Annotated in this window: 20 protein-coding genes, 3 rRNA genes and 1 pseudogene; 4 read left to right on the top strand and 20 right to left on the bottom strand. The window is 70.8% G+C overall.

What is annotated here, in order from left to right:
- Nucleotides 1-30 precede the first annotated feature (30 nt).
- The 4 genes from ACFCLZ_RS27945 to ACFCLZ_RS27930 all read right to left on the bottom strand — a co-directional run bounded on the left by ACFCLZ_RS27945 (nucleotide 31) and on the right by ACFCLZ_RS27930 (nucleotide 2,934).
- Nucleotides 31-933, bottom strand: a complete 903-nt coding sequence (locus ACFCLZ_RS27945) for an NAD kinase (RefSeq protein WP_380280376.1) — start codon at nucleotides 931-933, stop codon at nucleotides 31-33.
- Between the two features lie 92 nt (nucleotides 934-1,025).
- Entirely contained in the window at nucleotides 1,026-1,832 is an 807-nt protein-coding gene (locus ACFCLZ_RS27940; RefSeq protein ID WP_380280374.1) for a TlyA family RNA methyltransferase, read from the bottom strand.
- A gap of 45 nt (nucleotides 1,833-1,877) precedes the next feature.
- Nucleotides 1,878-2,114, bottom strand: coding sequence for a hypothetical protein (locus ACFCLZ_RS27935; protein WP_380280372.1), 237 nt, complete (start codon nucleotides 2,112-2,114; stop codon nucleotides 1,878-1,880).
- Nucleotides 2,107-2,934 (bottom strand): hypothetical protein, encoded by an 828-nt coding sequence (locus ACFCLZ_RS27930; protein ID WP_380280371.1) that lies wholly within the window; start codon nucleotides 2,932-2,934, stop codon nucleotides 2,107-2,109. Before ACFCLZ_RS27930 ends, ACFCLZ_RS27935 begins: the two co-directional genes overlap by 8 nt.
- A 199-nt stretch (nucleotides 2,935-3,133) precedes the next feature.
- Between ACFCLZ_RS27930 and ACFCLZ_RS27925 the strand changes: the two genes are divergently transcribed.
- Nucleotides 3,134-3,481, top strand: a complete 348-nt coding sequence (locus tag ACFCLZ_RS27925; RefSeq protein ID WP_380280369.1) for an SCP2 sterol-binding domain-containing protein — start codon at nucleotides 3,134-3,136, stop codon at nucleotides 3,479-3,481.
- 19 nt (nucleotides 3,482-3,500) lie between these two features.
- On the opposite strand, the gene ACFCLZ_RS27920 is transcribed toward ACFCLZ_RS27925, so the two are convergent.
- Nucleotides 3,501-4,544: an HAD-IIA family hydrolase gene (locus ACFCLZ_RS27920; RefSeq protein ID WP_380280367.1), complete on the bottom strand. Its 1,044-nt coding sequence runs from the start codon at nucleotides 4,542-4,544 to the stop codon at nucleotides 3,501-3,503.
- An 85-nt stretch (nucleotides 4,545-4,629) separates the two neighbouring features.
- The gene (locus tag ACFCLZ_RS27915; RefSeq protein ID WP_380280365.1) at nucleotides 4,630-5,271 is read right to left on the bottom strand and encodes a tetratricopeptide repeat protein; all 642 of its coding nucleotides are present in this window, start codon (nucleotides 5,269-5,271) and stop codon (nucleotides 4,630-4,632) included.
- 93 nt (nucleotides 5,272-5,364) lie between these two features.
- Here ACFCLZ_RS27915 and ACFCLZ_RS27910 point away from each other — a divergent pair, with 93 nt between their 5' ends.
- Nucleotides 5,365-6,735, top strand: a complete 1,371-nt coding sequence (locus ACFCLZ_RS27910; RefSeq protein ID WP_380280364.1) for a DUF1015 family protein — start codon at nucleotides 5,365-5,367, stop codon at nucleotides 6,733-6,735.
- A gap of 84 nt (nucleotides 6,736-6,819) precedes the next feature.
- On the opposite strand, the gene ACFCLZ_RS27905 is transcribed toward ACFCLZ_RS27910, so the two are convergent.
- The 6 genes and pseudogenes from ACFCLZ_RS27905 to tyrS all read right to left on the bottom strand — a co-directional run bounded on the left by ACFCLZ_RS27905 (nucleotide 6,820) and on the right by tyrS (nucleotide 16,177).
- Nucleotides 6,820-7,692 carry a hypothetical protein gene (locus tag ACFCLZ_RS27905; protein ID WP_380280362.1) on the bottom strand — a complete coding sequence of 291 codons (873 nt, stop codon included), beginning with the start codon at nucleotides 7,690-7,692 and terminating at the stop codon, nucleotides 6,820-6,822.
- Nucleotides 7,693-8,118: 426 nt separating this feature from the next.
- Nucleotides 8,119-9,039: pseudogene (locus ACFCLZ_RS27900) on the bottom strand (hypothetical protein); the annotation flags it as partial.
- Nucleotides 9,040-9,247: 208 nt separating this feature from the next.
- Nucleotides 9,248-9,364 (bottom strand): 5S ribosomal RNA (rrf, locus tag ACFCLZ_RS27895).
- A gap of 107 nt (nucleotides 9,365-9,471) precedes the next feature.
- Nucleotides 9,472-12,591, bottom strand: a 23S ribosomal RNA gene (locus ACFCLZ_RS27890).
- A 255-nt stretch (nucleotides 12,592-12,846) separates the two neighbouring features.
- Nucleotides 12,847-14,370: ribosomal RNA gene (locus ACFCLZ_RS27885) — 16S ribosomal RNA — on the bottom strand.
- The 16S, 23S and 5S rRNA genes sit together here, the layout of an rRNA operon.
- 544 nt (nucleotides 14,371-14,914) lie before the next feature.
- A complete protein-coding gene (tyrS, locus tag ACFCLZ_RS27880) occupies nucleotides 14,915-16,177 on the bottom strand; it encodes a tyrosine--tRNA ligase (protein WP_380286306.1) in 1,263 nt (420 codons plus the stop codon).
- 303 nt (nucleotides 16,178-16,480) lie between these two features.
- Here tyrS and ACFCLZ_RS27875 point away from each other — a divergent pair, with 303 nt between their 5' ends.
- Nucleotides 16,481-17,017, top strand: coding sequence for an HNH endonuclease (locus ACFCLZ_RS27875; protein ID WP_380280361.1), 537 nt, complete (start codon nucleotides 16,481-16,483; stop codon nucleotides 17,015-17,017).
- Nucleotides 17,018-17,125: 108 nt separating this feature from the next.
- On the opposite strand, the gene ACFCLZ_RS27870 is transcribed toward ACFCLZ_RS27875, so the two are convergent.
- The 6 genes from ACFCLZ_RS27870 to ACFCLZ_RS27845 form a co-directional block, all read right to left on the bottom strand.
- Complete coding sequence (locus ACFCLZ_RS27870; protein ID WP_380280359.1) at nucleotides 17,126-18,880, bottom strand: PQQ-binding-like beta-propeller repeat protein; 1,755 nt, start codon at nucleotides 18,878-18,880, stop codon at nucleotides 17,126-17,128.
- 88 nt (nucleotides 18,881-18,968) lie between these two features.
- The gene (locus ACFCLZ_RS27865; RefSeq protein WP_380280358.1) at nucleotides 18,969-19,271 is read right to left on the bottom strand and encodes a 4a-hydroxytetrahydrobiopterin dehydratase; all 303 of its coding nucleotides are present in this window, start codon (nucleotides 19,269-19,271) and stop codon (nucleotides 18,969-18,971) included.
- Between the two features lie 106 nt (nucleotides 19,272-19,377).
- Entirely contained in the window at nucleotides 19,378-20,136 is a 759-nt protein-coding gene (locus tag ACFCLZ_RS27860) for a sulfite exporter TauE/SafE family protein (RefSeq protein WP_380280356.1), read from the bottom strand.
- 172 nt (nucleotides 20,137-20,308) lie between these two features.
- Nucleotides 20,309-21,367 (bottom strand): SPFH domain-containing protein, encoded by a 1,059-nt coding sequence (locus ACFCLZ_RS27855; RefSeq protein WP_380280354.1) that lies wholly within the window; start codon nucleotides 21,365-21,367, stop codon nucleotides 20,309-20,311.
- A gap of 10 nt (nucleotides 21,368-21,377) precedes the next feature.
- Nucleotides 21,378-21,800, bottom strand: coding sequence for an NfeD family protein (locus tag ACFCLZ_RS27850; RefSeq protein ID WP_380280352.1), 423 nt, complete (start codon nucleotides 21,798-21,800; stop codon nucleotides 21,378-21,380).
- 175 nt (nucleotides 21,801-21,975) lie between these two features.
- Nucleotides 21,976-22,767 carry an ABC transporter ATP-binding protein gene (locus ACFCLZ_RS27845; RefSeq protein WP_380280350.1) on the bottom strand — a complete coding sequence of 264 codons (792 nt, stop codon included), beginning with the start codon at nucleotides 22,765-22,767 and terminating at the stop codon, nucleotides 21,976-21,978.
- A 149-nt stretch (nucleotides 22,768-22,916) separates the two neighbouring features.
- On the opposite strand from ACFCLZ_RS27845, the gene ACFCLZ_RS27840 reads away from it, so the two are divergent.
- Nucleotides 22,917-23,738, top strand: coding sequence for a hypothetical protein (locus ACFCLZ_RS27840; protein WP_380280348.1), 822 nt, complete (start codon nucleotides 22,917-22,919; stop codon nucleotides 23,736-23,738).
- On the opposite strand, the gene ACFCLZ_RS27835 is transcribed toward ACFCLZ_RS27840, so the two are convergent.
- Together ACFCLZ_RS27835 and ACFCLZ_RS27830 are read right to left on the bottom strand one after the other, a co-directional pair.
- Nucleotides 23,735-24,385, bottom strand: a complete 651-nt coding sequence (locus ACFCLZ_RS27835) for a response regulator (protein WP_376088936.1) — start codon at nucleotides 24,383-24,385, stop codon at nucleotides 23,735-23,737. The genes ACFCLZ_RS27840 and ACFCLZ_RS27835 overlap by 4 nt on opposite strands.
- Entirely contained in the window at nucleotides 24,378-25,475 is a 1,098-nt protein-coding gene (locus tag ACFCLZ_RS27830) for a GAF domain-containing sensor histidine kinase (RefSeq protein ID WP_380286305.1), read from the bottom strand. Before ACFCLZ_RS27830 ends, ACFCLZ_RS27835 begins: the two co-directional genes overlap by 8 nt.
- Nucleotides 25,476-25,721 lie beyond the last annotated feature (246 nt).

Raw genomic sequence — 25,721 nt, 5'->3', positions numbered from 1 at the left:
CCGGAGCGGCGGACCGTCGGACCGCGTCGCTCAGTGGGTGTCGGCCCGGCCGCGCCACCCGGTCACCGGCAGGCCGAACTTCGCCACCAGCCGGTCGGTGAACGGCGCCCGGTGCAGCCGGGCCAGGCGCACCGGCGTCTGCCCCCGGCGCACCTCCACCCGCGCCCCGGCCGGCAGTTCCACCGAACGCCGGCCGTCGCACCACAGCACCCCGTGCGGGGTCTTCGGCTGCACCTCGACCGCCAGCACCGAGTCCGGCGAGGTCACCAGCGGACGGGCGAACAGCGCGTGCGCGCTGATCGGCACCATCAGCAGTGCCTCCACCTCCGGCCAGACCACCGGCCCGCCGCCGGAGAACGCGTACGCGGTCGACCCGGTCGGCGTCGCGCACACCACCCCGTCGCAGCCGAAGTTGGAGACCGGGCGGCCGTCCACCTCGGTCACCACCTCCAGCATCCGCTCCCGGGAGGCCTTCTCGATCGAGGCCTCGTTCAGCGCCCAGTCGTGGTGCACCACGTCGCCGTTGGTGCGGACGATCACATCGAGGGTCATCCGCTCCTCGACCTCGTAGTCGGCGTCGACCACCCGCTCGACCACCACCGCCAGGTCGTCCCGCTCCGCCTCCGCCAGGAAGCCGACCCGGCCCAGGTTGATGCCGAGCATCGGCAGGCCGTGCTCGCGGGCCAGCTCGGCCCCGCGCAGCAGCGTCCCGTCCCCGCCCGCGACCAGGATCAGCTCACAGCCGTCCGCCGCGCCCGGTCCCCCGGCCACCGTCTCCACCCCGTCCGGCAGGTCCAGATCGACGGCCTCGGCGGCCAGCAGTCTGATCCGGATCCCCGCCTTGAGCAGGCCGTGCACCAGTCCCTCGACACTGCGCAGGGCCGCCTCCCGGCCCGTGTGCGCGATCAGGAAGACCGTACGTTCATCACTCATGCCCGCTGCCCTCTCCCTACGCCGGCCGGGTCCCCGTCGGCCCGGTACGGCCGCGCCACCCAGCATGACGGACCGGACGTCCGCAGAGCACCCTATCGGGGGCCTTCGGCGACGGCCCGGTCCGCCTCCGCGGGGTCCAGCGGGGGCGCGTCCCGGCGCATCCAGAGGAAGTACTCGACATTTCCGGACGGGCCGGGCAGGGGGCTCGCGGTGACCGCCCGCACGCCCAGTCCGAGCTCCCACGCCTGCCCCGCCACCTGGCGCACCATCTCGGCGCGCAGCTGCGGGCTGCGCACCACCCCGCCGCTGCCCAGCCGCTCCTTGCCGATCTCGAACTGCGGCTTGACCATCAGCACCAGGTCCGCGTCCTCGGTGGCGCAGCCGGCCAGCGCGGGCAGCACCAGGCCCAGCGAGATGAACGACAGGTCACCGACCACCAGGTCGACCCTGCTGCCGCCGATCATGTCCGGGGTCAGCTCGCGGACGTTGGTGCGGTCCATCACGGTGACCCGCTCGTCGCTCTGCAGCGACCAGGCCAGCTGCCCGTAGCCGACGTCCACCGCCAGCACGTGCGCCGCCCCGGCGCGCAGCAGCACATCGGTGAACCCGCCGGTGGACGCGCCCGCGTCCAGCGCCCGGCGGCCCTCGACGACCAGGCCCTGCGGGACGAACGCCGCGAACGCCCCGGCCAGCTTGTGGCCGCCGCGCGAGACGTAGTCGGGGTCGTTGTCGTCCTTGGCCACCACGACCGCCGCCGAGGTCTCCACCTGGGTGGCCGGCTTGGTCGCGGTGGTCCCGCCGACGGTCACCCGGCCGGCCGCGATCAGCTCGGAGGCGTGCTCCCGCGACCGGGCCAGCTTGCGGCGGACCAGCTCCGCGTCGAGTCGGCGTCGTGCCACTGCCACTGGTGTTTCAGCTCCTACGGGTGGTTCTCGTTCGGCCGGTCAGTCCCGGTCGAGGGCGGCCAGCGTGTCGGCCAGCCGCTGATGGACATCTTCGTACACGGCGACGTGCGCATCGGTCGGCACCCCGTCCAGCGCCTCCAGCCGGGCCAGGCCGGCGTCCACGGCCGGGTGGCCGGTCGGGCTCAGCTCGACGCCGAGCGGCAGCGGCTCCCCGCTGCCGGGCAGGGGCACGGGGGCCGGGGCGGGGGCCCCGGCCGGGATCTCCGGTTCAGGCATCGGGCTTCTTCGTGGTGGTGGTCCGGCGGACGGTGGTCTTCCGGGTCGCGGTCCGCTTGGCGGGCGGCTGCTCCTGCCCCGCCTCGGCGGTCTTCCCGGCGGTCGCGGTCTTCTTGACGGCCGTCTTCTTCACCGCGGTCTTCTTGGCGGCCGTCTTCTTGGCGGCGGTCTTCTTCGCCGTCGTGGCCTTCTTCGCCGCCGCGGTCTTCTTCACCGTCGCGGTCTTCTTCGCCGTCGTCGCCTTCTTCGCGGCGGACTTCTCGGCTACCGCCCGCACCGCCGGGGCCGCCGCCTGCGGCGCCCACGCGACGGGGCCCGCCGCCGGTGGCACCGGAGGGTCGACCTCCACCGGCGCGTCCACCGCTATCCGCTCGGCCTCCGCCGGACCCGCCGTCTCCCGCTCCCAGCCGTCCTCGAACAGCCCGCCGGCCCGGGGCGCGGGCGCGGCCGGCGCTGAGCCGTCCCGCCCCGCCGCGTCGTCCTCCTCGACCTCGCGCAGCTTGTTCTCCAGGTAGGCCAGCACCACCCCCACCTTGGTCACCTGGTCGCCGACCCGCTCGAAGGCCTTCTCGACCTCGCCGCGCGCCACCCCCACCGCGAGGTCCACCCCGGCCCGGCCGGCGGTCACCGCCTCCTCGGCCAGCGTCTGGAGCGACTTCGCCGACGGCGGGAACTGCCCGCCCAGCCGGCGCTCCACCTCGGCGACGTCGATCCCGCCCTTCTCCAGCAGACCGGCCGCCGTCCCGACGACCCGCTTGCCGGCCTCCTCCACCAGTACGGCCGCGGCCACCACCGCTCCTCGCACCGTCCTCGGCAGCATCCGGGTGCCTCCCATTCGCCTGCGCCCATTCGCCTGCGCGCATCGCTCCGTCACGTCGACGCCCGGACGAATCCGGGCATCCCACAGACGACGCTACCGCCAAACACGCCCTGCGGTACCGTGGCCCGGCAGTCACCCGCCGCCGGGCCCGGCCCACCGCCGGGGCGCCGCGGCCCGCCGAAGGAGGGGATCAGCCGCCATGGCCGACGCCGAGGAGTGCCGCGAGGCGCTGGAGCAGCTCAGCCGCAACCTCGCCAAGGCCACCGGCGACGTCCGCAAGGCCGCCGAGCTGGACCGCTCGCTGAGCTGCCGGATCACCGACCTCGACCTCACCTTCACCGGGCGGCTGCGCGAGGGCAGCATCCAGGACCTCCGGGAGGCCCCCGGCGGCCCCGCCGGGAAGGCCGACATCCGGCTCACCATGAGCAGCGACGACCTGGTCGCCCTGGTCGGCGGACGGCTCAACTTCGCCGCCGCCTGGGCGACCGGCCGGGTCAGGCTGGAGGCCGGCTTCCGCGACCTGCTGCGGCTGCGCACCCTGCTCTGACCCGGCCGGACACCAGGCCTCAGAACCCCAGCTCGGCCAGTGCCTTCCGGCCGTCGACCGGCTCGCCGTCCGCGTCCAGCGCCGTCCACGCCGCCGCGCACAGCGCGCGCAGCCCGTCCCAGCGGTCCGCCCCGACGCCCTCCAGCCGCAGCACTCCGTCCTGCGCCACCGCGGCGAACCCGCCGCAGGAGAAGCCGCCGCCCGCCCGGGCCGAGACCGGCGCGTGCCCGGTCAGCAGCCCCCGCAGGTCCGCCGCCAGATAGGTCGGCCGGTGCTCGGCCGGGGCCGCCAGCAGCTCCGCCGGGGTCGTCACCCCGGTGAAGACCAGCAGGCTGTCCACCCCGCCGTTGAACGCGCCCTCGATGTCGGTGTCCAGCCGGTCGCCGACCACCAGCGGCCGCTTCGCGCCGGTCCGCAGCACCGTCTCCCGGTGCATCGGCGGCAGCGGCTTGCCCGCCACCTCCGGCTCCACCCCGGTCGCCGCCCGCACGGCCGCCACCAGCATCCCGTTGCCCGGCGCGATCCCGCGCGCGGTCGGCACCGTCACATCGGTGTTGGACGCCACCCACGGCAGCCCGGACTGCACCGCGTACGAGGCCTCCGCCAGGTGCGTCCAGCCCACCGAGGCGTCGAAGCCCTGCACCACCGCCAGCGGCTCCTCGGCCAGCGTCCGCACCGCGACCAGGCCGCGCTCGGCCAGCGCCTCCTCCAGCCCCAGGCCGCCCACCACCAGCACCTTCGCGCCGGCCGGCAGCTTGTCGGAGAGCACCCGGGCCGCCGCCTGCGCGGAGTTGATCACATCCGCCGGCTCGGCCGGCACGCCCAGCTCGCTCAGGTGCGCGGCCACCACCCGGGGCGGGCGGGAGGCGTTGTTGGTCACGTACGCCAGCCGCATCCCGGCCGCGCGGGCCGCCGCCAGCGCGTCCACGGCGTGCTCGATCGCGTTCGGTCCGGCGTACACCACGCCGTCGAGGTCCAGCAGCGCCGTGTCGTACGCCTCGGTCAGCGGCAGCTCGCTGCCGCCCGGGGCGGTCCGTCGCACGGTGGTGGCCGTCTCGGTCATGCCTGCTCTACCTCACTCATCGCGTCAGTCGTGCTCATCGGTGCTCGTCGACGCCGTCGGCGCCGCGGGCACCGGCCGTCCGGCCTCAGCCGTCCTGCCGGTCCCGCTCACCCGTCGGCTCCGGGCCCGCCGTGGTTCCCGGCTCCCGTTCAAAAGCCCGGTCCTCCGGCGGCCGTGCCCGCTCCCGGGCCCGCCGCGGCGGGTCCTCCGCCCCGGCCGGCGGCTCCAGGTACCCCGGCGCACCCGGCAGCAGCGGGCCGAACGCCCCGGCCCGGGCCGCCAGCGTCGCCCGGGTCTGCCGCAGCGCGGCCCGGTAGTGGTCGGCGTCCGGCCGCATCGCCACGGCCAGCGCCAGGTGCTCGGCGGAGGTCTCGAAGTCCCCCAGCCGCGCCGCCGCCACACCCCACCCGAACTGAGCGTAGTCGTCCGACGGATCCGCCAGCGCCACGGCCCGGAAGTTCTCCAGCGCCGCCGCGTACGAGCCCGCGTCGAACTGCGCCCGGGCGAGCGCCTCCCGGATGCTGCGCGAGGCCGGCTCCGCCGCGGCCGCCCGCGCCAGCAGCTGCTCGGCCGCCGCCGGGTTGCCCTGGGCGAGCAGCTGCGCCCCCCGGCGGAACCACTCGTAGACGTCCCCCACCGGCTCCCCGGACCTCCGCTGCTCCGGCACACCGCCCTCACCGGCGCCGTCACCTGCAACGTCGTCCACCCGCTCGTCGCCCTCGGCCACGCCGTACCTCGCCCTCGGTCACGACACCCGCCCGCCGAATCTGCACGGGTGTTCCGATCTCTGAACAACGCGTACCCGGTTACGATGCCCAGAATGAGCACACCCAGTGCAGAAAGCGGAGTGGAGTCTCCGCACGGCGGCCCCGGCAATCCCGGGCACGTCGCCACCGCAGGTCTGTCCCTGTCCCCCTTCCGCGGCCTGAGATACGTCCCCGACCGGGTCGGCGCCCTCGCCGCCGTCACCTCGCCGCCGTACGACGTCGTCGACCCCGGACGCCGGCTCGACCTGGAGACCGCCGACCCGCACAACGTCGTCCGGCTGATCCTGCCCCGCCCCGAGCCGGAGGACACCGGCGACCGCCCCGACCGCGACACCCGCTACCGGCACGCCGCCCGGCTGCTGCGCGAGTGGCAGCGCGAGGGCGTCCTGGCCGCCGACCCCGTCCCGGCCCTGTACGTCTACGAGCAGCGCGTGCCCGCCGCCGGCGACACCCCCGAGGTGCTGCAGCGCGGGCTCATCGGCGCCCTCGCGGTCAGCGGCAGCGAGGCCGGCGTGGTCCTCCCCCACGAGGACGTGATGCCCCGGCCGGTCGCCGACCGGGTCGGCCTGATGCGCACCACCCGGGCCAACCTCGAACCGCTGCTGCTCACCTACCGCGGCGGCGGCGGGGCGTCCGACGTGGTCGAACGCGCGGTGCTCGGCGAACCGCTGCTCACCACGACCACCTCCGACGGCACCCACCACCGCCTGTGGGCGGTCACCGACCCGGCCGAGATCTCCACGGTCGGCCGCGACCTGGCCACCTGCCGGGCCTTGATCGCCGACGGCCACCACCGCTGGGAGATGTACCTGCGCCTCCAGCGCGAGCACCGCCACCTGCCGCGCAGCCCGTGGGACCGCGGCCTGGTCCTGCTGGTCGACACCGCCCGCTACCCGCTGCGGGTGCGGGCCATCCACCGGGTGCTCTACCGCCTGCCGGTCGCCGAGGCCCTGCAGCGGCTCGGCGACCAGTGGCGGGTCAAGGAGGTCCCCGGCCCGCTGGAGACCGCCCTGCAGGCCCTCGCCGAGCAGAAGCGGCACGGCGGCAGCGGCTTCCTGCTGACCGGCGGGGACGGCGTCTACCGGCTCGTCGGGGACCCCGACGAGACCCTGCTCGACGCCACCGTGCCGCACGACAAGCCCGAGGAGTGGCGCCACCTGGACGCCACCGTGCTGCACGCCGCCCTGCTCGACCACACCTGGCGGATCCCCGACGGCCCCGACGACATCGGCTACCTGCACACGGCGGTCGCCGCCGAGCGCGAGGCCGCCCGCACCGGCGGGACGGCCGTCCTGCTGCACCCGGTGCGGGAGAGCGTGGTCCGCCGGCTCGCCGAGCAGGGCGTCACCATGCCGCGCAAGTCCACCTCCTTCGGCCCGAAGCCGGCCACCGGACTGGTGCTGCGCAACCTCGAACTCGGCTGACCCGGCCGACACGCAGTGAGGCCCTGCCGCACTCCGGGATCTCCCGGGGCGCGGCAGGGCCTCACTCGTCGTCAGGTTCTACGCCTACTTGTCGGACTCCCCGGCCTTGGCGGCCTTGTCGGCCTCCTCGGCCCGCTCCGCGTCGGAGGCGCGCTCGGGGACCACGCCGTCGAAGTCGTCGTCGATCTCGAGGTCGTCCTCGTCGTAGTACTCCTCGACGTCCTCCTCGTCCTCGAAGATGACCTTCTCGTCCGAGGCCTCGGCGCCCTTGCGGCGGGCCGGCTCGGAGGCGGCCTGCTCGGCCTCCTCCTCGGCGAGCTCCGGGTCGAGGGCGTCCACGAACTCCACACCGTCGATCTCGGCGAGGCGCTCGGCGGCGTTGGTGGAGCCGTCGGTGTCCGCGTCGGCGGCCTTGGCGAACCAGTCGCGGGCCTCCTCGCCACGGCCGGCCGCGATCAGCGCCTCGGCGTACGCGTACCGCAGGCGCGCGGTCCACGGGTGCACGGCGGGCGAGGCCAGCTCGGGGCTCTGCAGGGTGACGACGGCCGCGTCGAACTGCTCCATGTCGGCGCGCGCACCGGCCGCGACCAGGCGCATCTCGACCTGGCCCGCCTTGTCCAGCTGCTTGACCTCGGGCTCGCCGGCCATCGCCAGCGCCCGCTCCGGGCGGCCGAGGCCGCGCTCGCAGTCGGCCATGACCGGCCACAGGTCCACCCGGCCGGTCATCCGGCGGGCGGCGCGGAACTCGGTCAGCGCCTCGGAGTAGCGCTGGGTCACGTACGAGGCGAAGCCGGCCGCCTCACGGACGGCGGCGACACGGGAGGCCAGCCGCAGCGCGACGCGCGAGTACTGGTAGGCCTCCTCCGGCTCGCTGTCGAGCAGGCGGGCGACCATCACCAGGTTGCGGGCGACGTCGTCGGCGAGCGTCTTGGGCAGGCTCTTGAGCTCCTGGCGCACGTCCGCGTCGATCTCGAAGCCGGTGACGTCCTCCGGGATCGGCAGGCGCTTGACCGGCTCGTAGTTGCCCCGGCGGTCGTCCTGGTCCCGGCCGTCGCGGAAGCCGCCGCGGTCGCCGCCACGGTCACCCCGGTCGTCACGGCGGAAGCCACCGCGGTCGCCACCGCGCTCGTCGCGCCCGCCACGGTAACCACCGCGGTCGCCGCCGCCCTGGTAACCACCCGAGGGGCGGTCGTCACGGCGGAAACCACCGCGGTCGCCACCACGGTCGTCACGGTCGCGGAACGGGCGGTCCTCACGACGCGGACGGTCGTCACGGTCATCGCGACGGAACCCACCCGGGCGGTCGTCACGGCGGAAGCCACCGCCGCCGGACGGACGGTCATCGCGGCGGAAACCACCGCGGTCGCCGCCACGGTCGTCACGGCCGCCACGGTCGTAACCACCGGAGGGGCGGTCGTCCCGACGGAACCCGCCCGAGGGGCGGTCGTCACGGCGGAAACCGCCGCCGGAGGGGCGGTCGTCGCGACGGAAACCGCCACGGTCGCCACCGCCCTGGTAACCACCCGACGGGCGGTCGTCGCGGCGGAAGCCACCGCCGCCGGACGGACGGTCATCGCGGCGGAAACCACCGCGGTCGCCACCACGGTCGTCACGGCCGCCACGGTCGTAACCACCGGACGGGCGGTCGTCGCGACGGAAACCGCCACGGTCGCCACCGCCCTGGTAACCACCCGACGGGCGGTCGTCACGACGGAAGCCACCGCCGCCGGACGGACGGTCGTCACGACGCGGGCGGTCGTCACGGTCGTCCCGACGGAACCCGCCCGAGGGGCGGTCGTCACGGCGGAAACCGCCGCCGGAGGGGCGGTCGTCGCGACGGAAACCGCCACGGTCGCCACCGCCCTGGTAACCACCCGACGGGCGGTCGTCGCGGCGGAAGCCACCGCCGCCGGACGGACGGTCATCGCGGCGGAAACCACCGCGGTCGCCACCACGGTCGTCACGGCCGCCACGGTCGTAACCACCGGACGGGCGGTCGTCGCGACGGAAACCGCCACGGTCGCCACCGCCCTGGTAACCACCCGACGGGCGGTCGTCACGACGGAAACCACCGCGGTCGCCACCACGGTCGTCGCGGTCCCGACCGTAACCACCGGACGGGCGGTCGTCGCGGCGCGGACCGCCACGGTCATCGCGACGGTCGTCGCGGCGGTCGTCGCGGCGCGGACCACGGTCGTTCGACCAGCCCCCGCGAGACCGGGGCTCGTAGCCGCGGCCGTCGTCCGATCGACGCTCGGGGCGGTCCTGAGGCTGGTTCGCCATCGTGGTGACTCCTTCTGCTGCTTCATCTCCACCGCGGACCGGGCAGTACCACTGCCCTCACGCGGTTCGGCGCCGGCCTTATGACCGTGCACCGTCTCCATTGTCCGGCATCCGGGGACACCCCGCGTCTGGGCGGAAGTCCCGTTCTGCCGGTCGTGCACACCTGCGCACATACGCAAAAAAGCCGCGGCCCCCAGCGAATCGCTGGGGGCCGCGGCTTTGAATAATTGTTCGGCGGCGTCCTACTCTCCCACAGGGTCCCCCCTGCAGTACCATCGGCGCTGTGAGGCTTAGCTTCCGGGTTCGGAATGTAACCGGGCGTTTCCCTCACGCTATGACCACCGAAACCCTATCGGGTATTCAGCGAAACACACTTTTTAATTGATAAGTGTTTCTTGTTCGCCGGCGATAGCTGTTCGCTACCCGGGAACCACACAGTGAACGCGAGCGTCTGAGGACAAGCCCTCGGCCTATTAGTACCGGTCAACTCCACCCCTCACAGGGCTTCCATATCCGGCCTATCAACCCAGTCGTCTACTGGGAGCCTTACCCTCTCAAGGAGGTGGGAGTGCTCATCTCGAAGCAGGCTTCCCGCTTAGATGCTTTCAGCGGTTATCCCTCCCGAACGTAGCCAACCAGCCATGCCCTTGGCAGAACAACTGGCACACCAGAGGTTCGTCCGTCCCGGTCCTCTCGTACTAGGGACAGCCCTTCTCAACACTCCTACGCGCACAGCGGATAGGGACCGAACTGTCTCACGACGTTCTAAACCCAGCTCGCGTACCGCTTTAATGGGCGAACAGCCCAACCCTTGGGACCTACTCCAGCCCCAGGATGCGACGAGCCGACATCGAGGTGCCAAACCATCCCGTCGATATGGACTCTTGGGGAAGATCAGCCTGTTATCCCCGGGGTACCTTTTATCCGTTGAGCGACGGCGCTTCCACAAGCCACCGCCGGATCACTAGTCCCTACTTTCGTACCTGCTCGACCCGTCAGTCTCACAGTCAAGCTCCCTTGTGCACTTACACTCAACACCTGATTGCCAACCAGGCTGAGGGAACCTTTGGGCGCCTCCGTTACTCTTTAGGAGGCAACCGCCCCAGTTAAACTACCCACCAGACACTGTCCCTGATCCGGATCACGGACCCAGGTTAGACATCCAGCACGACCAGAGTGGTATTTCAACGACGACTCCACCATGACTGGCGTCACGGCTTCAAAGTCTCCCACCTATCCTACACAAGCCGAACCGAACACCAATATCAAGCTATAGTAAAGGTCCCGGGGTCTTTCCGTCCTGCTGCGCGAAACGAGCATCTTTACTCGTAATGCAATTTCACCGGGCCTATGGTTGAGACAGTCGAGAAGTCGTTACGCCATTCGTGCAGGTCGGAACTTACCCGACAAGGAATTTCGCTACCTTAGGATGGTTATAGTTACCACCGCCGTTTACTGGCGCTTAAGTTCTCAGCTTCGCCCCACCGAAATGGAGCTAACCGGTCCCCTTAACGTTCCAGCACCGGGCAGGCGTCAGTCCGTATACATCGCCTTACGGCTTCGCACGGACCTGTGTTTTTAGTAAACAGTCGCTTCTCGCTGGTCTCTGCGGCCACCCCCAGCTCGGAGTGCAAGACTCGTCACCAGGAATGGCCCCCCTTCTCCCGAAGTTACGGGGGCATTTTGCCGAGTTCCTTAACCATAGTTCACCCGAACGCCTCGGTATTCTCTACCTGACCACCTGAGTCGGTTTGGGGTACGGGCCGCCATGAAACTCGCTAGAGGCTTTTCTCGACAGCATAGGATCATCCACTTCACCACAATCGGCTCGGCATCAGGTCTCAGACTATGTGTTGCGCGGATTTGCCTACGCAACGTCCTACACCCTTACCCCGGGACAACCACCGCCCGGGCTGGACTACCTTCCTGCGTCACCCCATCGCTCACCTAATACGAGGTTGGATCGCCGGCTCCACCACGTCCCTTTGTCCGAAGACTCCAGGTCGGTTTCACGGGCTTAGCATCACTCGGTTCAGCGTTGGCGCTTCAAAGCGGGTACGGGAATATCAACCCGTTGTCCATCGACTACGCCTGTCGGCCTCGCCTTAGGTCCCGACTTACCCTGGGCAGATCAGCTTGACCCAGGAACCCTTGGTCAATCGGCGCAAGAGTTTCCCACTCTTGTATCGCTACTCATGCCTGCATTCTCACTCGTATACCGTCCACGACTGGTTTCCACCGCCGCTTCACCCGGCACACGACGCTCCCCTACCCATCACAGCAGGCGTTGGCCCTTCATGCTGCAATGACACGACTTCGGTGATGTGCTTGAGCCCCGCTACATTGTCGGCGCGGAATCACTTGACCAGTGAGCTATTACGCACTCTTTCAAGGGTGGCTGCTTCTAAGCCAACCTCCTGGTTGTCTCTGCGACTCCACATCCTTTCCCACTTAGCACACGCTTAGGGACCTTAGTCGGTGTTCTGGGCTGTTTCCCTCTCGACCATGGAGCTTATCCCCCACAGTCTCACTGCCACGCTCTCACTTACCGGCATTCGGAGTTTGGCTAAGGTCAGTAACCCGGTGAGGCCCATCGCCTATCCAGTGCTCTACCTCCGGCAAGAAACACGTGACGCTGCACCTAAATGCATTTCGGGGAGAACCAGCTATCACGGAGTTTGATTGGCCTTTCACCCCTAACCACAGGTCATCCCCCAGGTTTTCAACCCTGGTGGGTTCGGTCCTCCACGAAGTCTTACCTCCGCTTCAACCTGCCCATGGCTAGATCACTCCGCTTCGGGTCTTGGGCATGCAACTCAAACGCCCTATTCGGACTCGCTTTCGCTACGGCTACCCCACACGGGTTAACCTCGCTACACACCGCAAACTCGCAGGCTCATTCTTCAAAAGGCACGCAGTCACGGCCATGGTCCGAAGACCACAACGACGCTCCCACGGCTTGTAGGCACACGGTTTCAGGTACTATTTCACTCCGCTCCCGCGGTACTTTTCACCATTCCCTCACGGTACTATCCGCTATCGGTCACCAGGGAATATTTAGGCTTAGCGGGTGGTCCCGCCAGATTCACACGGGATTTCTCGGCCCCGTGCTACTTGGGAGTTCTTCAAACGAGCCGTACAGATTTCGCCTACGGGGGTCTTACCCTCTACGCCGGACCTTTCGCATGTCCTTCGACTATCCATACGGTTTCTGACTCGCCGACCGGCCGGCAGACCGATCAAGAAAAATCCCACGACCCCATCAGCGCAACCCCTGCCGGGTCTCACACGCTCATGGTTTAGCCTCATCCGGTTTCGCTCGCCACTACTCCCGGAATCACGGTTGTTTTCTCTTCCTGCGGGTACTGAGATGTTTCACTTCCCCGCGTTCCCTCCACATACCCTATGTGTTCAGGTATGGGTGACAGCCCATGACGACTGCCGGGTTTCCCCATTCGGAAACCCCCGGATCAAAGCCTGGTTGACGGCTCCCCGGGGACTATCGTGGCCTCCCACGTCCTTCATCGGTTCCTGGTGCCAAGGCATCCACCGTGCGCCCTTAAAAACTTGGCCACAGATGCTCGCGTCCACTGTGCAGTTCTCAAACAACGACCAGACACCCACCTGACAAAGCATGGGACCGGCATCACTGAGGTACGTCTCCGTTCCCTCAGGACCCAACAACGTGCCCGACACACCAGACAGCGAACTGTTTTCCACGCCGAAGCAGTACTAACAGGACCCAAGCCCAGTGTGCCGAATAGTCAACGTTCCACCCATGAGCAACCGTGCAGGACATTCGCCTGCAAGCGGCATATTGCTCCTTAGAAAGGAGGTGATCCAGCCGCACCTTCCGGTACGGCTACCTTGTTACGACTTCGTCCCAATCGCTGGTCCCACCTTCGACGGCTCCTCCCCTTACGGGTTAGGCCACCGGCTTCGGGTGTTACCGACTTTCGTGACGTGACGGGCGGTGTGTACAAGGCCCGGGAACGTATTCACCGCAGCATGCTGATCTGCGATTACTAGCAACTCCAACTTCATGGGGTCGAGTTGCAGACCCCAATCCGAACTGAGGCCGGCTTTTTGGGATTCGCTCCGCCTCACGGCATCGCAGCCCTTTGTACCGACCATTGTAGCACGTGTGCAGCCCAAGACATAAGGGGCATGATGATTTGACGTCGTCCCCACCTTCCTCCGAGTTGACCCCGGCAGTCTCCTGTGAGTCCCCATCACCCCGAAAGGCATGCTGGCAACACAGAACAAGGGTTGCGCTCGTTGCGGGACTTAACCCAACATCTCACGACACGAGCTGACGACAACCATGCACCACCTGTATACCGACCACAAGGGGGCGACTATCTCTAGCCGTTTCCGGTATATGTCAAGCCTTGGTAAGGTTCTTCGCGTTGCGTCGAATTAAGCCACATGCTCCGCTGCTTGTGCGGGTCCCCGTCAATTCCTTTGAGTTTTAGCCTTGCGGCCGTACTCCCCAGGCGGGGAACTTAATGCGTTAGCTGCGGCACCGACGACGTGGAATGTCGCCAACACCTAGTTCCCAACGTTTACGGCGTGGACTACCAGGGTATCTAATCCTGTTCGCTCCCCACGCTTTCGCTCCTCAGCGTCAGTAATGGCCCAGAGATCCGCCTTCGCCACCGGTGTTCCTCCTGATATCTGCGCATTTCACCGCTACACCAGGAATTCCGATCTCCCCTACCACACTCTAGCCTGCCCGTATCGAATGCAGACCCGGGGTTAAGCCCCGGGCTTTCACATCCGACGCGACAGGCCGCCTACGAGCTCTTTACGCCCAATAATTCCGGACAACGCTCGCACCCTACGTATTACCGCGGCTGCTGGCACGTAGTTAGCCGGTGCTTCTTCTGCAGGTACCGTCACTTGCGCTTCTTCCCTGCTGAAAGAGGTTTACAACCCGAAGGCCGTCATCCCTCACGCGGCGTCGCTGCATCAGGCTTTCGCCCATTGTGCAATATTCCCCACTGCTGCCTCCCGTAGGAGTCTGGGCCGTGTCTCAGTCCCAGTGTGGCCGGTCGCCCTCTCAGGCCGGCTACCCGTCGTCGCCTTGGTAGGCCATTACCCCACCAACAAGCTGATAGGCCGCGGGCTCATCCTGCACCGCCGGAGCTTTACACCCAGGACCATGCGGTCCCAGGTCATATCCGGTATTAGACCCCGTTTCCAGGGCTTGTCCCAGAGTGCAGGGCAGATTGCCCACGTGTTACTCACCCGTTCGCCACTGATCCACCCCGAAGGGCTTCACCGTTCGACTTGCATGTGTTAAGCACGCCGCCAGCGTTCGTCCTGAGCCAGGATCAAACTCTCCGTGAATGATTACCCGTAATCGGGTTCACACCCGCGTTGAGCGGCACGGCAACCACCGGAATTAGGCGGTCCCGCGCACTGCGTCCTCGCTAGTGTTATTTCAAAAGGAATCTCCAACCCCAGAGAATCTGAGGCCGGGGATGTCAACATATCTGGCGTTGACTTTTGGCACGCTGTTGAGTTCTCAAGGAACGGACGCTTCCATCAGGCGGCTTTCACACCGGCCCTCCGGGCGCTTCGTTCTTTCGTGTTTCCAGCTTATCAGATGTTTTCCGCTCCGTTTTCCGGAGTTTCATTCATCGGACTTTCCCGAACTGGTCGGGGCCACTTTTCTGCGACGCCCTCCACATTAGCGCATTCCGAGTGTCACTCGAAATTCATGCTCTGAGCGTGACGCGCTGAGTGGGTGGCCGCTTCAGCGACTCGTTCAACACTAGGCCACCTGGAGGACATCGTCAAACATCAGGGGCGGGATCCGGCTGGATCCCGCCCCTGAGGGTCGAAGCCGCAGGTCAGCGGCATCGTGTTTCGGCCATGGCGGCCAGTTCGATCACTTGGCCAGTTCGGCTGCGGCCAGGTTGCGCTTGCCGCGGCGCAGGACCAGCCAGCGCCCGTGCAGCAGGTCGGCCTCGGCCGGCACCGCCTCCTCGTCCGTCACCTTGACGTTGTTGAGGTAGGCACCGCCCTCCTTGATCGTCCGGCGGGCGGCCGAACGGCTCGGGGAGAGACCGACGGCGACCAGCAGGTCGACGACCGACTGCAGCTCGGTGATCGCGGCCTTCGGGACCTCGGCGAGCGCGGCGGCCAGGGTGGGGGCCTCCAGCTCGGCGAGGTCGCCCTGGCCGAACAGCGCCTTGGAGGCGGCGACCGCGCGCTCGTACTGATCGGCGCCGTGCACCAGGGTGGTCAGTTCCTCGGCGAGGGCGCGCTGGGCGAGGCGGGCGGCCGGGCGCTCGGTGGTCTCGCGCTCCAGCTCCTCGATCTCCTCCTTCGAGCGGAAGCTGAAGATCCGCAGGAAGTTGGGGACGTCCCGGTCGTCCGCGTTCAGCCAGAACTGGTAGAAGGCGTACGGGGTGGTCAGCTCGGGGTCGAGCCAGACCGTGCCGGACTCCGTCTTGCCGAACTTGGTGCCGTCGGCCTTGACGATCAGCGGCGTGGCCAGCGCGTGCACCGACTTGCCGTCGGCCTTGCGGATGAGGTCCGTGCCGGCGGTGAGGTTGCCCCACTGGTCGCTGCCGCCGGTCTGCAGGGTGCATCCGTAGCGGCGGTTCAGCTCCAGGTAGTCCATGCCCTGGAGGATCTGGTAGCTGAACTCGGTGTAGCTGATGCCCGCGTCGGAGTTGAGCCGCCGGGCGACGGCCTCCTTGGCGATCATGTTGTTGACCCGGAAGTACTTGCCGACGTCGCGCAGCAGGCTGATCGCGGACATCCCGGAGGTCCAGTCCAGGTTGTTGACCATGCGCGCCGCGTACGGGCCCTCGAAGTCGAGGAACCGCGAGATCTGCCCGCGCAGCCGCTCCACCCAGCCGGCCACCGTCTCGGGGTCGTTGAGCACGCGCTCGGCGGTGGGCTTCGGGTCGCCGATCAGACCGGTGGCACCGCCGACCAGGCCGAGCGGGAGGTTCCCCGCCTGCTGGATGCGGCGCATGGTGAGGATCTGGACCAGGTTGCCGAGGTGCAGGCTGGGGGCCGTCGGGTCGAAGCCGCAATAGAACGTGACCGGGCCGTCCGCGAACGCCTTGCGCAGTGCGTCCTCGTCGGTGGACAGGGCGATCAGCCCACGCCACCGCAGCTCGTCGACGATGTCCGTCACGGTCACGCTTCTCCTTCGGTCGGGCGTCCCGCCCGGTGCGGGCCCGGTTCGGCCGGGCCCGGGTGCGGGACGACTCCAGCGTTGTAGAGCCTACGCGGTCCCGGCCAGCGAGTTTTCGCCACAGTGGCGTGCACGCGCCGCGCCGACCGGGTTCCGACGTGGTCATGCCCCTGGGTGACACCGGAAATTCCGTTGTTCGACGACGGGGAGCCCCTTCACAGTGGTCCCACCGCCGCGCGGCGGCAGTGACGTGGGTCAAGGACGGTCGTGCCGCCGTGGCACGCCCGCGGAAGGGTGGCCGGGGTGCGCAGCACGTTGGTTCTGAACGCAAGCTACGAGCCGCTGACGACGGTGTCGCTCCAGCGCGCCGTGGTCCTGGTGCTCCAGGACAAGGCCGTGGTGGAGCAGGCGCACCCGCTGCGCACCATGCGCGGAACGGGGGTGACCGTACCGGTGCCGCGGGTGATCAGGCTCCAGCGGTACGTACGGGTGCCGTTCCGACAACAGGCGCCGTGGTCGCGCCGGGGGGTGCTCGTGCGCGACCAGCACCTGTGCGCCTACTGCGGGCGGCGGGCCAGCACGGTGGACCACCTGCAGCCCAAGTCGCGCGGGGGCGGGGACACCTGGCTCAACACGGTGGCCGCCTGCGCGGAGGACAACCAGCGCAAGGCCGACCGGACGCCGGAGCAGGCGGGGATGAAGCTGCTCCGCAAACCGTTCGTGCCGACGCCGCAGGCGACGCTGATGATGGCGCTGGGGCTGCGCGGTTCGGACGTCCGGGAGCTGGCCGACTGGCTGCCGGCCCAGGCCCTCGCCGCCCCCGCGCCGTCCGCCGCCTGAGCCCGGCCGCCGCTTGAGGCGGCCCATGAACCGGGGGGAGCAGGGGGGAACCGGGGGAAGCCCGGCCGGGGACCGACGGGGGAGGTCGGTCCCCGGCCGGGCGCGGGCTCACTCCTTCGCCCGGAAGCCCGTCGCGGTGCCGAAGTTGGCCGAGTGCTCGGGGACGGCGACGACCCGGCCGCCGCCGATCAGGACGCGGCCGGCCACCAGGAGTGAGCCGGTGCCGGGCGGGAAGCTGCCGCCGGCCTTCTCCTGCCCGCCGTCCAGGGCGAAGCGGCTGAGGTGGGCCGGCTGGTCGAGGCGCTCGTCGACGGCGAGCACCAGCGCTCCGCCGTCCACGCCGACGGCCCGGGCGGCGCCCTTCTCGCGGGCGGTGGTCCGCCAGCGCTGCTTGCCGGTGTCGAGGTCGTAGCCGACCACCGCGACCGGCCCGCCGGCCCCGTTCGCCGAGGCGGCGGAAGCGGCGGTGGTGGCGGTGGTGACCATCGTGCGGTCGTGGAAGAAGACGCCGGGGGTGGCCGAGAACGTCCCGTGGGCGACGTCCAGCCGGCCCTCGCCGTCGGCGACCGGGATCTCGGCGGCGGGGTCGCCGGCCGGGCCCCAGGCGAACACCCGGTCGTCCTCGGGCTTCTCGCCGGTGGTGAGGACGACGGGCGGTTCGGCGGAGAGCACGGTCGCCGTCTTCGGCCGGTTGTTCAGGCCGCGCCACCAGGAGACCTTGCCGTCGGCGGTGTTCAGCGCGACGGCCTGGTCGACGGGGGCGGAGTCGGCGCAGCTGCTGGTGACCAGGACGGTCGCGCCGGAGACGCCGCCGGAGAGGGAGCAGAACTTCCCCTGCCCGGTGTACTGCCAGACGTCCGCGCCGTCGGCGGACTGCCAGGCGACGGCGTGGCTGTCGCCGACCGCGATCACCTTGTCGTCGGTGACGCCGACGCGCGCGCCGTAGGCGCCCTTGGCCTCGGTGAGCGGCTTGGTCCACGCCGTCCGGCCGTCCTTGGTGTCGACGGCGGCGACCAGCGCGCACGGGCTCTTCGGGTCGGCCTGCGGCCGGAACAGCACGGCGCCGAGGCCGGACGGGCTGACGCTCGGCGACAGGCCGCACGGGACGGCTCCGGCGGCGGGCGGCTCCACCGCCCAGACCGGCCGGCCGTCCGTCAGTCCGTACGCGCGCACGCCGGTGGCGTCGGCGCGCACCACCGCGCCGTCGAGCAGCCAGCTGCCGACGAGCGTGTCGTCGCCACCGGGCCGGCCGGCGTCCGCCTGGGCGGCCCAGGTGCGGGTGTGGGCGGCGGTGAAGCCGGGCTCGCCGCCGGCGGAGACGCTGCCGCCGCCCTCGGCGCCCACCACCAGGCCGGCCGCGATCAGGACGCCCAGCGCGGCGACGCCGGCGACGCTGCGCACCAGCAGGGCGCGCCGTCCGGGGCTGTACACGGTGGTGGCGGCGTCCGCGGCGGCGCGGGCCTTGGCGCCGCGGCCGGCCCGCCGGGAGGGGGGCGGGGCGGCGGCCGGAGCGGGTTCCGGCTCCGGTTCGGGCTCGGCCCCGGGTTCGGGCTCCAGGTGCACGTAGCCGTCGGCGGTGTACTCGGCGCCGGCGGGCACGTACAGCTCCTCCCCCGCCGGCTGCTGCGGGACGACGACGTACGGCGCGTACTGCTCCTGCTGGTGCTGGTGCTGTCCGTCGTAGGGGTAGGGGTACGCGTCCGGGACGTAGGCGTCGGGCTGCTGCTGGACCTGGCCGTAGGGGTGGTACGGGTCGTACGGGAGGTAGGGGACGTCCGGTCCCGGTCCCTGCTCCCCCGGCCAGGTCGCCTGCTGCGGGTACCACGGCTGCGGGTGGCCGTCACCGAGGGGGTCCTGTGCCATCCGTTCCGCCCTCCCGGCCGCCTGCACTGCGGCAGTCAGCATCTCACGGGCCCGCGGCGAGCCGGAGGGGACGGTTCCGCCGGAGCGGCTAGCCGGCGGACTCGGCGGCCAGCGCGGCGTCGATCCGGGCGGCGAGGGCGAGGTCGAGGGCGGTGAGGCCCCCGGCGCTGTGGGTGGAGAGGGCGAAGCGCAGGGTGCGCCAGCGGATGTCGATGTCGGGGTGGTGGTCCATCGCCTCGGCGGCCCCGGCGACGGCGACGACGACCCTGATCCCGGCGGGGAAGTCCGGGGCGTCGGCGGTCCGCACGACGGTCTCGCCCTCGCGTGTCCAGTGCGGCAGGCCGGCCAGTCCGGCGGTGATCTCGTCCTCGGTCAGCCGTTCGCGGCTCATCGGCCCACTCCTGTCACCGGTCGCTGTCGGGTCACGGGCAACGTGCCCGCACAGGACCCTATAGACGCCGGGGCGTCGGAGTTCGGCGACACCTCGGAGCGCGGCCTCAGTCGGTGAGCAGCTTGGCGACGGCGGCCAGGCCGACGACGACGATGACCGCGCGCAGCGCCTGCGGCGGCAGCCTGCGGCCGACCCTGGCGCCGACCAGCCCGCCGACCAGCGAGCCGACCGCGATGAGGCCCGCGGCGGCCCAGTTCACCGTCGAGGTGAAGAGGAAGAAGAGGGCGGCGACGCCGTTGACGATCATCGCGAGGGCGTTCTTCACCCCGTTGATCCGCTGCAGGTCCTCCTGGAGCAGCATGCCCATCAGGGCGAGCAGCAGGACGCCCTGGGCGGCGCCGAAGTAGCCGCCGTAGATGCCGGTGAGGAAGATCCCGACGAGCAGCAGCACCCCGCCGTGCGGGTCGCCGTCGGGACGGCGGCGGGCGGCGACGGCCTTGGCGACCCGGGGTTGCAGCACCACCAGGACGAGGGCCAGCAGGATCAGCACCGGGACGATGGCGTCGAAGGCGGCGCTGGGCAGTTCGATCAGCAGGTAGGCGCCGAGGACGCCGCCGAGCAGCGAGGCGGTGCCGAAGCGGACGAGCCGGGCGCGCTGGCCGGCCAGTTCGCGGCGGTAGCCGATCACGCCGCTGAGCGAGCCGGGCACCAGGCCGAAGGAGTTGGAGACGTTGGCGGTCACCGGCGGGAGGCCGACGGCGAGCAGCACCGGGAAGGTGATGAGGGTGCCGGAGCCGACGATCACATTGATCATTCCGGCGCCGACGCCTGCCGCCAGCACGGCGACCGCCTCCCAGACCGTCATGAGCCACCTCCCGTGGGGGTCCTGTCGCGGTGATCATGCCGGACGGACCGGCGGGGGTTCCAGAGGCGCCCGGCATTCGGGACGTACGCCACAGTCCCGGCCGGTACGCCCGAGGGCCCGCCCCCGTGCGGTACGGGGGCGGGCCCTCGGCGGAGCGAAGAGCGGAGGACGGTCACTCCGGGTCGATCTTGCGGTACTCGCGGAGCGGGTCGATCCGGGGCCGCGCGGACCCCTTGGTGTCGGTGTCCAGCGGGCGCGGGCCGGCGGCCGGGTCGATCGGGACCTGGCTGGAGGCCGGCGGGGCCGCCGGGGCGGCGCTGGGGGCGGCCACCGCGCCGCCGTTGGCACCGCCGCCGTTGCCGGTCAGACCGGTGAACGCGCCGCCGAGGCCCTTGAGCGCGTCGCCGACCTCGCTGGGGATGATCCACAGCTTGTTGGCGTCGCCCTTGGCCAGCTCGGGCAGGGTCTGGAGGTACTGGTAGGCGAGCAGCTTCTGGTCGGCGTCGCCCTCGTGGATCGCCTCGAAGACGGTCCGGATGGCGGCGGCCTCACCGTCGGCGCGCAGCACCGCGGCCTGGGCCTCGCCCTCGGCCTTGAGGACCTCGGCCTGCTTCTCGCCCTCGGCGCGCAGGATCTGCGACTGCCGGTTGCCCTCGGCGGTGAGGATCGCGGCGCGCTTGTCCCGCTCGGCGCGCATCTGCTTCTCCATCGAATCCTGGATGGAGGTCGGCGGCTCGATCGCCTTCAGCTCGACGCGGTTGACCCGGATGCCCCACTTGCCGGTGGCCTCGTCGAGCACCCCGCGCAGACCGGCGTTGATCACCTCGCGCGAGGTGAGGGTGGATTCGAGGTCCATCGAGCCGATGATGTTGCGCAGCGTGGTGACGGTGAGCTGCTCGATCGCCTGGATGTAGCTGGCGACCTCGTAGGTGGCCGCCCGGGGGTCGGTGACCTGGTAGTAGATCACCGTGTCGATGTTGACCACCAGGTTGTCCTGGGTGATCACCGGCTGCGGCGGGAAGGGCACGACCTGCTCGCGCAGGTCGATCCGGTTGCGGACGCGGTCGATGAACGGGACGACGATGTTCAGGCCGGCGTTGAGCGTCCGGGTGTAGCGGCCGAAGCGCTCCACGATCGCGGCGCTGGCCTGCGGGATGACCTGAATCGTCTTGATCAGCGCGATGAAGGCCACCACGACCAGGACGACCAGGACGATAAGGACGGGTTCCACGGACTCTCCCCTAGACGACCAGGGCGGTCGCGCCCTGGATTTCGACGACGTCGACCTGCTCCCCCGGCTGGTACACCTGCTCGGGATGGAGCGCGCGGGCCGACCAGATCTCGCCGTTGAGCTTGATCCGGCCGCCCTGGGCGTCGACTCTTTCCGCAACGACCGCGGTGGCGCCCTTGAGCGCCTCGATGCCCATCTTGATCTGCGGGCCCTTCCGCAGCGCCCGGTAGGCGATCGGGCGGACGACGACCAGTTGCGCGACCGAGGCCGCGACGAAGGTCAGGACCTGCCAGACCGGGTCGGCGCCCAGTCCGGCGACGCCGGCCGCGACGAGCGCGCCGACGGCGAACATGGCGAACTCCGGCATTGCCGTGATCACCAACGGTATGCCGAGGCCGACGGCGGCCAGAAGCCACCAGATCCAGCTGTCCACGTGTCCATCCTAGGGAGGGAAGGGCCTTCGAGGCGGTCAGTTCCCGCAGGTGGAGGGGCGGAAACCGGTCGCGCGTACGACCGGTTCCGGTTCGACCGGGTTCAGCGGAGGTTCAGTGGACTCCGCACGGCCCCGCGAGAGGTCCGCGAGAGGTCCGCGCGGGGTCCACCCGGGGTCAGCCGAGCGGCAGGCCCTGGGCGGACCAGCGGTCGCCGTGGCGCTCCAGGGTCAGCGGCAGGCCGAAGCACTTGGAGAGGTTGCGTGCCGTCAGCTCGGTGTCGATCGGTCCGGCGGCGAGCACCTTGCCCTGGCGGATCATCAGGACGTGGGTGAAACCGGGGGCGATCTCCTCGACGTGGTGGGTGACCATGGCCATGGCCGGCGCGAACTCGTCCTGGGCCAGGGCGCCGAGGCGGCGGACGAGGTCCTCGCGGCCGCCGAGGTCGAGGCCGGCGGCGGGCTCGTCGAGCAGCAGCAGCTCGGGGTCGGTCATCAGCGCGCGGGCGATCAGGGTGCGCTTGCGCTCGCCCTCGGAGAGGGTGCCGAACCGGCGGTCGGTCAGGCCGGCCATGCCGAGGCGGTCGAGCAGGGCGAGCGCGCGGGACTCGTCAAACTGCTCGTAGGTCTCCTGCCAGGTGACGGTCATGCCGTAGGCGGCGGTGAGCACCGTCTGCAGCACGGTCTGCTCGGCCGGCAGCTTGTCGAACATCGCGGCGCCGGCCAGGCCGATCCGCGAGCGCAGCTCGAAGACGTCGACCTCGCCGAGCTTCTCGCCGAGGACGGTGACCTTGCCGGCGGTCGGGAAGAGGTACGAGGAGGCGATCTGCAGCAGGGTGGTCTTGCCGGCGCCGTTCGGGCCGAGGATGACCCAGCGCTCTCCCTCGGAGATGGACCACGAGACCTGGTCGACCAGCGCGCGCCCCTCCCGGACCACGGAAACGTCCACCAGCTCCAGCACGTCGCTCATGCCTATGCCTTCCCCAAAAACAGATATCTCGGCCGTCGGTGCGGGCGGGCGGCCTACTCCGGCGGCCGGTGGGCACGGAGTGGGTGCGCCGCACACGCATGGGCAAACCTACGCCACGCGGATGGCCGCCGATTCCGTAGGCTGGCCGGATGCTCGTCACTCCTGCCGACAATCCGTACGAAGAGCCCCGTTCGGGGCGGCTGACCGCCTGGGGCAACGCCCTGCTGGCCGGTCTGGTGCCGCCCGACAACGCCGCCGCGGCGGTGCTGGGGGCCGACGAGAGCCACCGGGTGGCCGGTCTGCCCGGGGACGCTCCGGACGAGCGGCACGGGCTCACCTGGGCACTGGGGCGGCTGCGGGTGCTGGGCGTGAAGGGGCTGCGACTGGCGCTGCCGACGGCCGGGCACCCGCTGGGCCTGACCGGGCCGGCGCCGTTCAACGCGCGGGCGCTGGGGGCCGGCGAGGCGGTGCTGGCGGTCGGGGTGCCGCTGGGGCTGGTGCCCGAGGTGGAGGTGTTCGGCCCGCCAGGGGACCGGTCGGCGACGGTGCTGTGGCGCTGCGCCGAGGTGAACGACGCGCCGCCGGCGGACGTGCCCTCGCTGCACGAGGCGGAGTTCGAGCTCGCGGACGGGCTGCGCCGGGCGACCGTGCTGCTGACCCGGTTGGACGTGGCCGGGGCGGGGCCCGAGTCGCTGCGGGCGCTGGAGGCGTACCGGCGGCGCGGGCACGACGAGCTGCTGGCGCCGGGGTACCCGCCGCGCGCGGTGCGGGTGCTGGAGTCGGCACGCCAGGTGGCGGCGCTGCTGTCGATCGCCTCGGGCGGTCACGGCGCGGCGGTGAGCGCCTCGGAGATCGCGGCCCGGCAGGAGGCGCTGGCGCCGCTGTGGCGCACGGCCCGACGGGCCCAGGTGGCGGCGTACAACGCGCTGGTGGACGAGCGGGACGAGCGCGACGGGCGCGACGGGCGCTAGCGGGTCTCGCCGTGCCGCACGGCCCAGAGCGCGGCCTGGGTGCGGTCGGCGAGGTCCAGCTTCATGAGGATGTTGGAGACGTGCGTCTTCACCGTCTTCTCGGACAGGTGGAGGCTGCGGGCGATCTCCCGGTTGGACCGGCCGTCGGAGATGTGGCCGAGCACCTCGCGCTCGCGCTCGGTGAGGGTGCCGCCGCGGCCCTGCGGGGGGCGCGGGCCGTCGTCGGCGAGCAGCGCCTCGGCGAGTTCCGGCTGGAGCAGCACGTGGCCGGCGTGGACCGAGCGGATCGCTCCGGCCAGCGCCTCCGGGTCGACGTCCTTGTAGACGTACCCGGCGGCGCCGGCCCGCAGCGCGGGGACCATGGTGCGGTGCTCGGTGAAGCTGGTGACGATCAGGATCCGGGCCCGGCTGCCCTCCTCCTTGAGCGTGCGCAGCGCCTCGATGCCGTCGACGCCGGGCATCTTGAGGTCCATCAGCACGACGTCGGGGTCGAGGGCGCGGGCCCGGTCGACGCCCTCGGCGCCGTCGGCGGCCTCGCCGACCACCTCGATGTCGTCCTGCACCTCCAGGAAGGTGCGCAGGCCGCGGCGGACCACCTGGTGGTCGTCGACCAGCAGGACGCGGATCGCGGACGCGGTGTCAGGCACCGGGGACCTCCATTTCGACGACCGTGCCCTTTCCGGGGGCGGAGTCCAGGGTGAGCCGGCCGCCGACGGCGGCGGCGCGGTCGCGCATCGAGGCCAGGCCGAGGTGGCGGCCGGCCCGGCGGACCGACTCGGGGTCGAAGCCCCGGCCGTTGTCGCTGATCCGCAGCAGGGCGCCGCGGTCGGGCGTGCCGGCCAGGGTGACGGTGACCCGGCGGGCGCCGGAGTGGCGCAGCGCGTTGTGCAGGGCCTCCTGGGCGACCCGCAGCAGGGCGGCCTCCTGGGCCTGCGGCAGGACGCGGACCCGGTCGGCGGCGAAGGCGATGTCGGCGGCGTGGGCGCGGTCGAGGACCTGCACCTGGGAGGCGAGGGTGGCGCTCAGGCCGTCCTCCTCCAGGGCGGCGGGGCGCAGCTCGACGACGACGGCGCGCAGCTCGTCGGCGGCCTCGGCGGCGAGCCGGGCGACCTCGGCGAGCTCCTCGCGGGCGCGGGCCGGGTCGCGGTCGACGAGCTTGGCGGCGGCCTTGGCGGTGAGGCGCAGCGAGAAGAGCTTCTGCGCGACGGCGTCGTGCAGGTCGTGGGCGATCCGGGCGCGTTCCCCGGCCAGGGTGAGTTCGCGGCTGCGCTCGTAGAGGCGGGCGTTGGACAGGGCGAGCGCGGCGTGGGCGGCGAGTATCCGCAGGAGTTCCTCGTCGTGGTCGGTGAAGCCGCCGCCGCCCTGCTTGTTGGCGAGGTAGATGACGCCGATGACGGCGGGTTCGTCCTCGGCGGGGTCGGGGTCGACGATCGGCATGCCGAGGAAGGCACCCAGCTCGGGGTGGGCGTCGGGCCAGCCGCCGAAGGCGCGGGCGGTGCGGACGTCGTCGAGCCGGACGGCGCCGGTCTCGTGGAACATCTCGGCGAGCACGCCGTGCTGGCGGGGCAGCGGGCCGATGGCCTTCCACTGTTCGTCGGTGACGCCGTCGACGACGAACTGGGCGAAGCCGCCGTGGTCGTCGGGCACGCCGAGGGCGGCGTACTCGGCGCCGAGCAGGCGGCGGGCGGAGGCGGTGATCCGGCGCAGGACCTCGCGGACCTCCAGGTGGCGGCTCATCGCGAGCAGGGCCTGGCTGACGGCCTCGATGCCGGCGAGGCAGGGTTCGCAGGCGGGCAGGGTGGCGGCGGGCGGCGGGCCGACCGGGATCCGGTCGGCGGACAGCGCTCCGGCGTGCCGGTGGTCGCTTGGCACGGTGGGCATGACGCCAACCTACCGCTGTGCGCGGGGCCCGCGCGTCCGTCGCCGGGCCGGGCGGGCCCCGGGTCTGCGGACCTAGGTCACCTCGGTCTGCCGCGCCCGGGG

The organism is Kitasatospora purpeofusca (genome assembly GCF_042691725.1).
Lineage (GTDB): Bacteria > Actinomycetota > Actinomycetes > Streptomycetales > Streptomycetaceae > Kitasatospora > Kitasatospora purpeofusca_B.
Note: the sequence above shows the minus strand (reverse complement) of the source record. Positions and strands in the feature narration are given on the sequence as shown.

Excerpts from the sequence above, each read along its gene's own strand:
- ACFCLZ_RS27920 (WP_380280367.1), bottom strand. The coding sequence starts at position 4,544 with ATGACCGAGACGGCCACCACCGTGCGACGGACCGCCCCGGGCGGCAGC.
- ACFCLZ_RS27830 (WP_380286305.1), bottom strand. The coding sequence starts at position 25,475 with ATGAGCCGCCACCTGGAGGTCCGCGAGGTCCTGCGCCGGATCACCGCC.
- ACFCLZ_RS27870 (WP_380280359.1), bottom strand. The coding sequence starts at position 18,880 with ATGGCACAGGACCCCCTCGGTGACGGCCACCCGCAGCCGTGGTACCCG.
- ACFCLZ_RS27840 (WP_380280348.1), top strand. The coding sequence starts at position 22,917 with ATGCTCGTCACTCCTGCCGACAATCCGTACGAAGAGCCCCGTTCGGGG.
- ACFCLZ_RS27865 (WP_380280358.1), bottom strand. The coding sequence starts at position 19,271 with ATGAGCCGCGAACGGCTGACCGAGGACGAGATCACCGCCGGACTGGCC.
- ACFCLZ_RS27925 (WP_380280369.1), top strand. The coding sequence starts at position 3,134 with ATGGCCGACGCCGAGGAGTGCCGCGAGGCGCTGGAGCAGCTCAGCCGC.
- ACFCLZ_RS27930 (WP_380280371.1), bottom strand. The coding sequence starts at position 2,934 with ATGCTGCCGAGGACGGTGCGAGGAGCGGTGGTGGCCGCGGCCGTACTG.
- ACFCLZ_RS27945 (WP_380280376.1), bottom strand. The coding sequence starts at position 933 with ATGAGTGATGAACGTACGGTCTTCCTGATCGCGCACACGGGCCGGGAG.
- ACFCLZ_RS27910 (WP_380280364.1), top strand. The coding sequence starts at position 5,365 with ATGAGCACACCCAGTGCAGAAAGCGGAGTGGAGTCTCCGCACGGCGGC.
- ACFCLZ_RS27845 (WP_380280350.1), bottom strand. The coding sequence starts at position 22,767 with ATGAGCGACGTGCTGGAGCTGGTGGACGTTTCCGTGGTCCGGGAGGGG.
- ACFCLZ_RS27860 (WP_380280356.1), bottom strand. The coding sequence starts at position 20,136 with ATGACGGTCTGGGAGGCGGTCGCCGTGCTGGCGGCAGGCGTCGGCGCC.
- ACFCLZ_RS27935 (WP_380280372.1), bottom strand. The coding sequence starts at position 2,114 with ATGCCTGAACCGGAGATCCCGGCCGGGGCCCCCGCCCCGGCCCCCGTG.